We start from the raw sequence: 14,160 nt of genomic DNA on the forward strand, positions 1-14,160 counted from the left end.
TTTTTTGTCCTATTATTTATAATTTTGATTTTTCTATTAATTCTATTTGTTTTGATGAAATAAAATAATCATGTTTTTGATTAAAACTATTTAAGATAACAAAATATATTATTAATAATAATGATAAAATTAATAACCACCAAATATGCCAAATAGCAGAAAAACCAAAAAAAATAGCTAAAACACCAATTATAAAACCAATATTATTATTTTTAGGCATATAAATATCTTGATAAATAATATTTTTTAATTGTTGTTTAGAAGATTTAACTCTCCAAAAATCATCTCTAGAAAAAACAATTGGTAATACTGCAAAATTATATAAAGGAGGTGGAGATGAAGTCGACCATTCTAAAGTTCTAGCATTCCAAGGATCTCCTGTATTATCAACATATTTTTTTCTATCACGTAATGAAACATAAAATTGTATACATTGACATATAATTCCAATCAAAATAATGAATACTCCAAAAGCAGCAATTGATAATAAAAAATGAAACTCACTATCTATATTCTGACTTAACCTACGAGTCATACCCATTAAACCTAATATATACAATGGTATAAAAGCAAATAAAAAACCAATAATCCAAAACCAAAATGCTCGTTTTCCCCATAATTCATTAAGCATAAAACCAGATATTTTTGGAAACCAATATGTTATTCCAGAAAAACAACCAAAAACAACACCACCAATAATTACATTATGAAAATGAGCAACTAAAAATAAACTATTATGAAGTACAAAATCTACACTTGGTAATGATAATAATACACCTGTCATTCCTCCAATAGAAAAAGTAATAATAAAACCAATAGCCCATAGCATTGAAGAATGCATTCTTACACGACCTTGATACATCGTAAATAACCAATTAAATATCTTTACTCCTGTTGGGACAGCAATAATCATAGTAGCAATACCAAAAAAAGCATTTACATTAGCACCAGCACCCATAGTAAAAAAATGATGCAACCAAACCATAAAAGACAAAATAGTAATTGATATTGTAGCCCAAACTAAAGATACATACCCAAATAAAGATTTTTTAGAAAAAGTAGCCACTACTTCAGAAAAAACACCAAAAACAGGCAATATTAAAATATATACTTCAGGATGTCCCCAAATCCAAATTAAATTCACATACATCATCATATTTCCTCCATTTTCAAATGTAAAAAAATGAAAGTCTAAATAACGATCTAGTGTTAATAAAAAAAGAGTTAGTGTTAAAACTGGAAATGAAATTAATATTAAAATATTTGTACATAATGCTGTCCAAGAAAAAATTGGCATTTTAAACAAATCCATCCCAATTGTTCTCATCTTTAAAATTGTTACTATAAAATTAATACCAGTCAATGTTGTACCAATTCCTGCTAACTGTAAACTCCAAATCCAATAGTCTACACCTACCCCTGAACTATATTTAATCCCTGACAACGGTGGGTAAGCTAACCACCCTGTTTTAGCAAACTCTCCAATACCTAAAGATAAATTGATTAAGACAACTCCCGTTACAGTTAACCAAAAACTTAAATTGTTTAAAAATGGAAAAGCTACATCACGAGCACCTATTTGTAATGGAATTACTAAATTCATCAAACCAACCACTAATGGCATTGCTACAAAAAAAATCATAATAACACCATGAGCTGTAAAAATTTGATCATAATGATGTGCAGGTAAAAAACCAGCATGCCCTGAAGATGATAAAAATTGTTGTGCTCTCATCATGATAGCATCAATAAATCCTCTAAAAAACATAATAAAAGAAACGATAAAATACATTACAGCTATTCTTTTATGATCCACAGAAGTAAACCATTCTAACCATAAATATTGCCATTTTTGAAAATAAGTAATAATAGAAATGATGAATAATGTGAAAAAAATAATACCTAAATATGTAAACATAATAATTGGTTCATTATAAGGAATAGCTGATAATGTTAATTTTCCAAACATAATGATTTCCTTATGATAGACTATATTTTTATAAATTGATTTTTATAAAAATAATTTTGTAAATTTTTATAAAAATTTTATAGAAAATTTTAAATAATTATATTAAATCTATATTTTTTAAAATTTTTATAAATAAATTCGGCATAATATAAGAAAAATATTCAGTTTTATGATTTTTATCAGGAACTAAAAGTCTTTTAAAATCATTAATAGTACTTATTTTTACTGTAGAATTTTTAACTGTTTTGATCCATTGATAAAAAATATTATAATTATCAGCAACGATTACTGAAAATTTCATACCAGAAAAACCTTCACCACTATAATTAGCTGATATCCCCTTATACTGTCCTGGATGATCAGAAATTAAATTCAATTTACTTTGCATACCTTTCATTGCATAAATTTGACTTCCTAAAGAAGGAATAAAAAATGAATTCATAACAGAATAAGAAGTAATATTAAATTTTATAGGAGTGTTAACAGGAAATACAATTTTATTAATTGTAGCAATTTTATAATCTGGATAAATAAATAACCATTTCCAATCTAATGCTACTACTTCAATTTTTATTGGATGATGAATTGATATAATTGATTTACTTGGTTCTAAAGCATGTGTGGAATGCCATGAGACCAAAGATAAAATAAAAATAATAAAAACAGGCAAACTCCAAATAAAAAATTCTATTTTCTTTGAATAATTCCAATTTGGTAAATATATAGAATTAACATTAGATTCTCTGTATTTCCATACAAAATAAAATGTCATAATAATTACTGGTATTACTACACATGACATCATTCCTAAAGATAATAATATTAAATGATATTGTTTTTTTGCTATATCTCCTTGAGGATTTAATATTCCATTGGAGAAACCACTTAAACATATAGTTATAATTATTAACATAACTTTTTTAAAAACATGATTTTTTTTTATAAAATCCATGTTACACCTCAATAAGGAAAATTATGTAAGATTTTTGTATCAAGAATTTAATAAATTGTTAATATGAAAAAATTATATAAAATTTTTAATCATATTTTTATTTTAGTTGTTTATTCAATTAATTTATATATACAATAATTGTTATAATAAAATATCATCAAAAATTTTAAACAAAAATTAATAAATAAAATATATTTTATTATAATATTTAAATGTCAAAATAATTTATTAAAATGAAAAATATTAATAAATATTATTATATTTAAAAAATATAAAATAATTGAAATTAATAATAACTGTCAATAATCTATCATTAAAACTATATTTATTAACAATATAATAAAAATATGGTTTAATATAAAAAATTATATTCTCAATCAAAAATCAATATATAGATTCAAAAATTATTAATAATTAAAGATCTATATATTTAAATCATTTTATTTCAAGATATATATATTTTGGTCATATTTTATAAAAAACACAAATATAAATAAAAAATAAATTTATTATAACAAGAAAGATACGCAACTATGAATATTATTGAAATAAAAATTAAAAAATTAATTAAAGATACAATAAAAACTAACTTAATTAAAATATTGAATCATAGTGATCAACATCAAAAAAAAAATAAAAATATATTAATTACACATTTAACAATTATTATTGTAAGTCAATCATTTTTAAAACAATCATTATTAAACAGACATCGAACAATACAAAATATTATTCATAAAAATATTCAACCATATATTTATAGTATTTCACTATATACATATACTCAACAAGAATGGGAAAAAATTAATAAAAATATGATATATAATACAATATGTATACAAAAAAAATCATAATAAAATTGTTTTTTTGATTGATATTATTACGTAATAATATCAATCAAAAAAACAATTAATAAAATTAATTAGTAAAAATATCTATATATTGTCATCTAGACGATATATAAACTTATATATATAATAGAATGAAATTAAATTATAAAAACAACATTTTTTGATTTAATTAATTATAATTTTATCTAATCATATCTCATTCCTACTATATAAGTCATTTTTCTTGGAGTAAATAAAATGCATGTTGTAATAACAAAAAAAGAAGCTTGCAAACATTGCATGAAAATTACCATGTCATCAAAAATAATAAAAGAAAATATTAAAAAAAAACTTATAAAAATTCAAAAAGAAACTTCAATTAATGGTTTTAGAAAAGGAAAAGTGCCTTTATCTATTATCAAAACAAATCATATTAATGTAGTTGAAAATAATATAATTAAAGAATTAATGCAAAAAAAATTTTTAAAAACAATACAAAAAAATAATATCAATGTAATAGGAAAACCTATTTATACTATTAAAAAATATCAACCAGATTTAATATTTACTTATTTGATTGATTTTGAAACATATCCAGAATTTAATTTAAAATATCCAAAAATAAAAAATATTAAAAATTTATCAATAAAAATAACTGAAGAAGACATAAAAAAATTTATTGAAAATATTGAAAACAAAAAAAAAGAAATATGGAATACAGTTCAAAGACCTATCATAAAACAAGATTTAATTACAATAAACTATAAAATATCTATAGATAATAAAATAATACATAAATACACCAAAACAAATTTTAAATTTATTATTGGAAACAATTATTTATTACCGATAATAGAAAAAAAAATACTCAAAAACGAAAACAAAAACAAAATTATTATTGAAACAACATTCCCTAATTATCATTGTGACAATTTTATACAAGGAAAAACAGCAAAAATCAGTCTTGATATTCAAAAAGTAGAAGAAAAACAAAAATATTCATTAAAATCAATATCAAATAAAAAAACTAATAAAAATTATAATGACCAAGATTATATTAAATTTTACAATACTATTAAAAAACAAATGAATATTGATGCACAAACTATATCAAGAAATTATTTAAAAAAACAAATACAATATCATTTATTAAAAGAAAATTCAATTACAATACCATCTGTAATATTAGACCATGAAGTAATGAAATTAAAAAATGAAATCCATGCAATCTATAAAGAAAAAGGAGAACCAATTTTATTATCCACACTAAGCTATGAAGATTTGATTAATAACGCAAAAAATAAAGTCAAACTTAAATTGTTGTTTAAAAAAATAGCTGAAACAAATAACTGTACTGTTGATGAAACTATCATGAAAATATTAAAAAATAATTTGTTAGCAATTATGAAAAACAATAAAAAACTAAATCAATTATATTTAAATAATAATTTTATGAAAATTACTCAAAATTTAGCATTAGAAGAAACAATCTATAACTTTTTGCTAAAAAAACTTAATTTTGTTGAAAAAAAATGTAATTTTCAAGAAGCTTTAAAAAATACACTAAATGTTTATTTATAATCTTGAAAAACATATATTGATTAATAATATTATTATTACGTTATAAACATAATAGAAAAATAAAAATATTTAATATAGTTTATAAAATATTTTTAATTAAAAAATTAATAATTATTATGTTTATTTGTTCATTTAAAATCAAAATAAAAATTATGGAAAAAAATGTTTTATAATTACAAAATGAAAAAAAAAGAAAATAAACAAATGAATTTGATTCCTATAGTTGTAGAAAAAACTATTAGAGGAGAACGTTCTTATGATATTTTTTCAAGATTATTAAAAGAACGGATTATTTTTATTAATGGGAATATTGATGATGTATTATCTAACATAATTATTGCCCAATTATTATTCTTAGAATCCGAAAATTCTAAAAAAGACATTTATCTATATATTAACTCTCCAGGTGGTATTATTACTTCAGGTTTATCTATTTATGATACTATGCAATTTATCAAACCAGATGTCAGTACTATTTGTATTGGTCAAGCTTGCTCCATGGGTGCGTTTCTTCTTGCTTCTGGAACCAAAGAAAAAAGATTTTCATTACCAAATTCTCAAATTATGATTCATCAACCACTTGGTGGATATCAAGGACAAACTACTGATATTGAAATACATACTAAAGAAATAGTTAAAATAAAAAATAAAATTAATAAAATTCTATCTTTTCATACTAAAAAAGATCTCAGTCTAATAGAAAAAGATACTGAACGAGATTTCTTTTTTACAGCAGAAGAAGCTATTCAATATGGATTAATAGATAAAATACTCTATAAAAGATAAATAAATAAAAAATACAGCTATTAATAATATATAAAATTATTTAAGAGGTTTCTAATGTCAGATTATCAACAAGAGGATAACATAAAAATGTTATATTGTTCCTTTTGTAATAAAAATCAAAAAGAAGTAGAAAAAATGATAGCTGGTCCATCAGTATATATCTGTAACGAATGTATAAAATTATCTTATACTATAATCAACAATAATGTTATAGAAAATAATAAAAATAAAAATGAAAAAAATATACATTTTAATTTCACCCCAGAAAAAATTAAAAAACATTTAGATCAATATATTATAGGTCAAAATCAAGCAAAAAAAGTTCTTGCTGTTGCTGTATATAATCACTATAAAAAAATACATCATTTAAATAAAAACGAAGAAGAAGTAGAATTAGGTAAAAGTAACATTTTATTAATTGGACCCAGCGGTAGTGGAAAAACATTACTAGCTGAAACTTTATCAAAATTTTTAGATGTTCCATTTGCTATTGCTGATGCTACTAGTTTAACTGAAGCCGGATATGTTGGGGAAGATGTAGAAAACATTCTATTAAAACTATTACAAAAAAGTAATTTTAATGTTAAAAAAGCTGAATTAGGGATAATATACATAGATGAAATTGATAAAATAGCTAAAAAATCTGAAAATATTTCAATTACTCGAGATGTTTCTGGAGAAGGCGTACAACAAGCATTATTGAAATTAATAGAAGGCACAATAGCAACTGTTCCTCCTAAAGGAGGAAGAAAACATCCGAATCAAGAATGCATACAAATTAACACATCTAAAATACTATTTATTTGCGGAGGCACATTTTCAGAATTAAATCAAATTATCGAAAAACGAAACAATCAAAATACAAAAATTGGTTTTCAATCAAATTTGAATAATTCATATAAAAATCACAATAAAATTTTAACAAAAGTTATACCAGAAGATTTAATGAAACTTGGTTTAATTCCAGAATTTATTGGCAGATTGCCAATTCTTATCACACTTGAAGAATTAAATCAAGAATCGTTAATTAAAATTTTATCTCAACCAAAAAATGCCTTGATTAAACAATACCAAAAATTATTTGATTTAGAAGGTATTAAACTTAAATTTGATAATAATTCTCTTATTGAAATTTCAAAACAAGCAATTTCAAAAAAAATAGGTGCTCGAAGTTTACGTTCTATTTTAGAAATGATTTTATTAGAAACAATGTATAATTTACCTTCTTTATCTAATGTTAAAAAGGTATTAATTAATCAATCTGTTATAGCTGGTGAATCATTACCGATATTAATATACAAGAATGAAAAAAAATAAAATATTATCAATGAATTAAATTAAATAAATAATTCTATTTTATGAAATAAAAACATTACTCTTTTATCATCTTAATTTAATTAATATTAAATCTCAAATATCTATTCCGATATACTCCATTAATTATGGATATCAAAATATAAATAATTTATTTTGATATCTTATATTAAATGAAAAAACAAGAGAGAGATCTATGAATATTGAGCTTTCTAAACGCATTGAAATTCCTGTGTTACCATTAAGAGACGTAGTTGTATATCCATATATGGTAATTCCGTTATTTGTAGGTCGTGAAAAATCAATTAAATGTATTGAAGCAGCCATGACTCACGATAAAAAAATTATGCTAATAGCTCAAAAAGAAGCTACTACAGATGAACCGAATATAAATGATTTATTTAAAATAGGAACAATATCTTCCATTCTACAAATGTTGAAACTCCCTGATGGAACTGTAAAAGTTTTAGTTGAAGGATTACAAAGAGCTAATATTCAATTACTAATCAATAAAGGACAATATTTTTCTGCAGAAATAGAATATCTAAATTCTTCAAAAATCGAAGACAAAGAAAAAGAAATACTAATTTCAACTACAATTAACACATTTGAAAAATATGTAAAAAACAATAAAAAAACATCAATAGAAATATTAAATTCTATTCAAAATATTAAAAATGCTGAAAGATTAGCTGATACTATAGCCGCTAATATACCTTTAAAATTAATCAATAAACAATCTATTTTAGAAACATGTAATATTAACGAAAGACTTGAATATATTATGGCTATGATGGAAACAGAAATTGAATTATTATCAATTGAAAAAAAAATCAGAAATCGTGTAAAAAAACAAATGGAAAAAAGTCAAAGAGAATATTATCTTAATGAACAAATGAAAGCAATTCAAAGAGAATTAGGAGAAATGGATGAAATACCAGACGAACATGAATTATTAAAAAGAAAAATTAAATCTGCAAAAATGCCAAAAGAAGCTAAAGAAAAAACAGAATCTGAATTACAAAAATTAAAAATGATGTCATCAATATCTGCCGAAGCTACCGTTGTTCGTAGTTATATTGAATGGATGATACAAGTGCCATGGAATAAAAGAAGTAAAATAAAAAAAGATATCAACAAAGCAAAAAAAATATTAGATATTGATCATTATGGTCTTGAAAATGTAAAAGAAAGAATTTTAGAATATCTAGCAATTCAAAATAGAATCTCTAAAGTAAAAGGTCCCATCTTATGTTTAGTGGGACCACCAGGAGTAGGTAAAACTTCATTAGGTAAATCAATTGCTAAAGCAACAGGAAGAAAATATATCAGAATGGCTTTAGGAGGAATTAGAGACGAAGCAGAAATCAGAGGACACAGACGTACTTATATCGGTTCCATGCCAGGTAAACTAATTCAAAAATTATCAAAAATTGGAGTAAATAATCCTCTTTTTTTATTAGATGAAATTGATAAAATGTCTTGTGATATGAGAGTTGATCCAGTTTCAGCATTATTAGAAGTATTAGATCCTGAACAAAATGTTTCTTTTAATGACCATTATTTAGAAGTCGATTATGATTTATCAGATGTCATGTTTGTTGCTACTTCAAATTCAATGAATATACCAGCTCCATTATTAGATAGAATGGAAGTTATTAGACTTTCTGGTTATACTGAAGATGAAAAATTAAATATTGCTAAAGCACATTTAAAAAACAAACAAATTCATAGAAATGCCTTAAAATATGACGAATTAACTATAGAAGATAACGCTATTACTAGTATTATTCGTTATTACACAAGAGAAGCTGGTGTAAGAAATTTAGAAAGAGAAATATCCAAAATATGTCGTAAAACAGTAAAATCAATTTTATTAGATAAATCAATTAAACATATCCAAATTAATGAAAATAATTTAAAAAAATATTTAGGTGTTAAACGTTTTGATTATGGAAAAACAGAAAACAAAAATCAAATAGGACAAGTGATTGGGTTAGCATGGACAGAAGTAGGAGGTGATTTGCTGACTATTGAAGCTGCATGTATCTCAGGAAAAGGTAAATTAACTTATACCGGTTCATTAGGAGAAGTAATGCAAGAATCAATTCAAGCTGCATTAACAGTAGTTAGATCTCAATCAAAAAAATTAAAAATCAAACAAAATTTTTATGAAAAACATGACATTCATATTCATGTACCAGAAGGAGCTACTCCAAAAGACGGACCTAGTGCAGGTATCGCAATGTGTACGGCTATAGTATCTTGTTTTACAAATAATCCTGTTCAATCTAATATTGCCATGACAGGAGAAATTACATTAAGAGGTCAAATACTACCTATTGGTGGACTAAAAGAAAAATTATTAGCTGCCCATAGAGGAGGTGTAAAACAAGTTTTAATTCCTAAAAAAAATCAACGCGATTTAGAAGAAATACCAAAAAATATTCTATCTGGTTTACATATACATCCAGTAAAACATATCAAAGAAGTATTATTAATAGCATTAAAACACAATCCATACACTACAGTAAATTAAATATTTTTATTAAAAATATAATATTTTTTTTAATTGGTTGGGAAAAATTTTCCAGCCAATTAAATCCATTAAAACATAAATTATGTATGTTTTATATAACTATATTATGCATAAAATTTAAAATATATAGTTTCGATTATAAAAATTATAAAAATGGCATTTTAATATGATTAAATATTTTAACATATTCTCAAAAAAAATTATTTTAAAAATTATTTTAATAATAATATTAATATCCATCATATGTAATAATATTAAAAATTACCAATACAAAACAACAAAAATATACGCAGCAAAAGTAAATAATGAAATCATTAGCTATCAACAAATAAAATACATATATATGTTAACTGAAAAACAACAAAAAAAAGAACTAGGGAGGGGATTTTCAAAAATAATTAATACAAAAAAAAATCAAGAAATTACTTATAATACAATTTTAAAAAATATGATTAATGAAATAATTTTAAAACAATATGCAATAAAATTAGGATTTGATATATCTAATAAAGATATTAAAAAAATAATTTCTAAAATACCTTATTTTCAAAAAAATAATAAATTTAATTATAATTTATATCTTGAAAAATTAAAAAATATAGGAACTAATAGTTATGAATACGAAAATAACTTAAAACAATACAAAATAAAAGAACAAATCATGCAAAAAATTACTGATAGTGATTTTACATTAAAACATGAAAATAATTTTTTTATAAAATTATTATCAGAAAAAAGAATGATTAAAAATATACATATCAAAATGAAAAACTTATTTAAAAAACAAAAAATCAATAATCAAAAATGTTATGAATATTTTCAAAAATATTCGAATTTATTTATTTTACCTGAAAAATTCAAAATAGATTATATCAAAATTAAAATGAATAAAATACCTATTCATGTCAATAATATAGAAATAAAAAATTGGTATTTTAAAAATATTAAAAAATATATAAATCCAGAAAGTAAAAAATATAGTATGATACAAACTAATTCATTAGAAGAATCTCAAAAAATATTATCCTATTTAAAAAAAAATAAAAAATTTTTTTATTTAGCAAAAAAATATTCTATTGATCCTATATCATCAATATCAGGAGGTAATATAGGATGGATCAAAATTAATCATGAAACACCAGAAATAAAAAAAATAAAATTAAATAAAATTAATCAAATTTCTCCAATTATTAAATCAAAAATTGGATATTTAATATTCCAATTAAATCAAATTCACTCTAGTTCTATTAAACCATTATCTGAAGTTAAAAATACTATCTTTAAAATAATAAAACGAAAAAAACAAATTTTAAAAAAACAATATATCAAAAAATTAATTAATCATGATCATTATAAAAAATTAGAAAAAATATCAAAAAAAATATATACAAACACAAGAATAAATAATATTCAAACAAATTGGTTTAGTAAAGATTTTAATGTTTACAATAATGAAAAAAAAGATATAATTCAATATATTTTTAATACAAAAAAAGATAAGAATAAAAATAACATAAATCAAAATATTCAATTAATAAACATCAATGACAATATTATTTATCTTATTAAAATTCAAAAATATATTCAAAAACAAAAAATAAAATTTAAGAATGTAAAAAATGACATCCAATCTATTTTACAATATCAAAAAAATAGAAAAGAAATTTTTAAAATAAGCAAAAAAATTATTTTAGAAATTAATAAAAATGAAAGAAAAACGATTAAAAAATATCAATTAATTGTTGAAAAACCAATAATAATTCATAGAAATAATCAAAATGATCTTTCTAATTTAGTTTTTAAACTAAATTATCCTCACCAAGAAAAAAAAATTTTTACCTTAAAAGAAAAAAAAAATGGAGATGTAGTAATAATATCATTATATAAAATTATTAATAATAATATAAATAGTCAAGAAAAAAAAATGATTACAAGTTATTTAAATCAATATCAAAAAACAATAATATTAAAAAATTTCTTACTTAATCTCAAAAAAACATCAGATATAAAATATGGCAATCAAAAATTTTTTAAATGATTTTTACAATAAAAAATATTAAACATTAAAATATATTTTTTAATATAATGAAAATATCAATAAACATTTAACAGAATTAAAACTTTTATTGATGCAAATTAATTTTTAAAACAAAAATATTTAAATATTTTTTAAATAATATTCTAAAAAATAAAAAACAAAAATATATTGAATAAAAAAATAATATTTTCAAATTTAAAAAACTATAATTTTTATGATAATACATTTTTTAAACATTTGTTTTTTAATAAAAGTTCAATTCATAATTACAATTCTTATTTTTAAAGATTTTTATTTATAAAAACAACTATTATATCGATAAAAATAAAAAATAAAAATAATAATCAAAAATAATAATAACATCACATTAAATTATTTAAATTGTAGGAATCCTTGTGCAACTATTTAGACAATTAAAATGGTATTTTATAAAAGAATGGAAAAGATATTTAGGATCAATTTCTTTATTAATAATAATTTCTATTTTACAACTATTACCCCCAAAATTAGTAGGAATTATTGTAGATATAGTAATGCAACCAAAAATCCATAATCATAAAAACACAATAATATGGATCATAATAATGTTTTTTACTGCATTAGCAGTATATATACTACGTTATATATGGAGAATACTATTATTCGGGGCTTCATATCAACTAGCTGTTGAATTAAGAATTAAATTTTATTCCTGTTTAAGTAAACAAGAATCAGTTTTTTATTTAAAAAACAGAACTGGTGATCTGATGGCAAGAGGAATTAATGACGTCGATAAAGTTGTTTTTGCAGCCGGAGAAGGAGTTTTAACTTTAGTAGACTCATTAGTCATGGGTTGTTCAGTATTACTTGTTATGAGTCATCAAATTAATTTTCAATTAACCATGATTTCTTTACTTCCAATGCCTATAATGGCAATATTAATCAATAGATATGGAAAACAATTACATCAATATTTTAAACAAGCCCAAGCAGCATTTTCATCTCTCAATAATCAAGCTCAAGAAAGTTTAACAAGCATTAGAATGATAAGAGCTTTTGGATTAGAAAAACATCAATCAAAAAAATTTTTTTATACAGCAAATGAAGCTGGTAAAAAAAATATGAAAGTTGCTAAAATAGATGCTAAATTTGATCCAACCATACATTTATCTATTGCTTTTTCTAATTTACTAGCTATTACTTTTGGAGGATGGTTGGTATGGCATGGAAAAATTAGTTTAGGTCAATTAACAAGTTTTATTATGTATTTAGGATTGATGATATGGCCTATGTTAGCATTTGCATGGATGTTTAATATTGTAGAACGAGGGAGTGCTGCTTGGGATCGTATACAATCAGTCTTAAAACAAAACAAAAATATTTATAATGGAAAAATAAATGTTCCTAAAAAATCCGGTGATCTAGAAATACAAATAGAAAAATTTTATTATCCAGAAAATATTAATATTTGTTTAAAAAAAATTAATATTTCTATCAAACCTGGTCATAAAATCGGTATTTGTGGACCTACTGGATCTGGAAAAAGCACTTTAATTAGATTAATTCAAAAAAATTTTAATATTTCTCAAGGTAAAATTCTTTATCATAATTGTTCTTTGTCTAATTTCAAAATAAAACAATGGAGAAAGAAATTAGCTGTTGTTAATCAAACTACTTTTTTGTTTTCAGATAGTATATCTAATAATATTGCTTTTGGAAAACCAGATGCTACTCAAAAAGAAATAGAAGAAGTAGCAAAAATCTCTTATGTTCATAAAGATATTATCAGATTACAAAATGGATATAAAACAAAAGTAGGAGAAAAAGGAGTAATGTTATCAGGAGGACAAAAGCAAAGAATTTCTATTGCAAGAGCATTGTTATTAAGATCAGAATTTTTAATATTAGATGATGCTCTGTCTTCTATTGATGCATATACTGAAAATAAAATTTTAAATAATTTACAATTATGGAATAAAAACCAACATACAATAATACTTACAGCTCATCGATTATCAGCATTATCCAAAATGAATGAAATTATTGTAATGAAAAATGGTTCAATTAATCAAAGAGGATCACATAATGATCTAATGAGAGAAAAAAATTGGTATAGCGATACATATTTATATCAAGAATTACAAAAAAATCTGAATAATAAAAAATAAAAGG

Annotated in this window: 9 protein-coding genes; 7 read left to right on the forward strand and 2 right to left on the reverse strand. The window is 22.0% G+C overall.

Annotated elements, in window-relative coordinates; all coding sequences use genetic code 11:
* Window positions 1-16: 16 nt before the first annotated feature.
* Window positions 17-1,969, reverse strand: coding sequence for a cytochrome o ubiquinol oxidase subunit I (gene cyoB / locus AB4W51_RS02055; protein ID WP_367676474.1), 1,953 nt, complete (start codon window positions 1,967-1,969; stop codon window positions 17-19).
* A gap of 97 nt (window positions 1,970-2,066) precedes the next feature.
* The gene (gene cyoA / locus AB4W51_RS02060) at window positions 2,067-2,921 is read right to left on the reverse strand and encodes a ubiquinol oxidase subunit II (RefSeq protein ID WP_367676475.1); all 855 of its coding nucleotides are present in this window, start codon (window positions 2,919-2,921) and stop codon (window positions 2,067-2,069) included.
* A 533-nt stretch (window positions 2,922-3,454) separates the two neighbouring features.
* Here cyoA and AB4W51_RS02065 point away from each other — a divergent pair.
* The 7 genes from AB4W51_RS02065 to AB4W51_RS02095 all read left to right on the forward strand — a co-directional run bounded on the left by AB4W51_RS02065 (window position 3,455) and on the right by AB4W51_RS02095 (window position 14,156).
* Complete coding sequence (locus AB4W51_RS02065; protein WP_367676476.1) at window positions 3,455-3,775, forward strand: BolA/IbaG family iron-sulfur metabolism protein; 321 nt, start codon at window positions 3,455-3,457, stop codon at window positions 3,773-3,775.
* 234 nt (window positions 3,776-4,009) lie between these two features.
* On the forward strand, window positions 4,010-5,332 hold the full coding sequence (gene tig / locus AB4W51_RS02070) for a trigger factor (RefSeq protein WP_367676477.1): 1,323 nt from the start codon (window positions 4,010-4,012) through the stop codon (window positions 5,330-5,332).
* 180 nt (window positions 5,333-5,512) lie between these two features.
* Window positions 5,513-6,118 carry an ATP-dependent Clp endopeptidase proteolytic subunit ClpP gene (clpP, locus tag AB4W51_RS02075; protein ID WP_367676831.1) on the forward strand — a complete coding sequence of 202 codons (606 nt, stop codon included), beginning with the start codon at window positions 5,513-5,515 and terminating at the stop codon, window positions 6,116-6,118.
* 54 nt (window positions 6,119-6,172) lie between these two features.
* A complete protein-coding gene (gene clpX / locus AB4W51_RS02080) occupies window positions 6,173-7,435 on the forward strand; it encodes an ATP-dependent Clp protease ATP-binding subunit ClpX (RefSeq protein ID WP_367676478.1) in 1,263 nt (420 codons plus the stop codon).
* A gap of 193 nt (window positions 7,436-7,628) precedes the next feature.
* On the forward strand, window positions 7,629-9,971 hold the full coding sequence (lon, locus tag AB4W51_RS02085; RefSeq protein WP_367676479.1) for an endopeptidase La: 2,343 nt from the start codon (window positions 7,629-7,631) through the stop codon (window positions 9,969-9,971).
* A 166-nt stretch (window positions 9,972-10,137) separates the two neighbouring features.
* A complete protein-coding gene (locus tag AB4W51_RS02090) occupies window positions 10,138-12,009 on the forward strand; it encodes a SurA N-terminal domain-containing protein (protein ID WP_367676480.1) in 1,872 nt (623 codons plus the stop codon).
* Window positions 12,010-12,404: 395 nt separating this feature from the next.
* The gene (locus AB4W51_RS02095) at window positions 12,405-14,156 is read left to right on the forward strand and encodes a SmdA family multidrug ABC transporter permease/ATP-binding protein (protein ID WP_367676481.1); all 1,752 of its coding nucleotides are present in this window, start codon (window positions 12,405-12,407) and stop codon (window positions 14,154-14,156) included.
* Window positions 14,157-14,160 lie beyond the last annotated feature (4 nt).

The organism is Buchnera aphidicola (Eriosoma grossulariae) (genome assembly GCF_964059045.1).
GTDB classification, from domain to species: domain Bacteria; phylum Pseudomonadota; class Gammaproteobacteria; order Enterobacterales; family Enterobacteriaceae; genus Buchnera_D; species Buchnera_D aphidicola_A.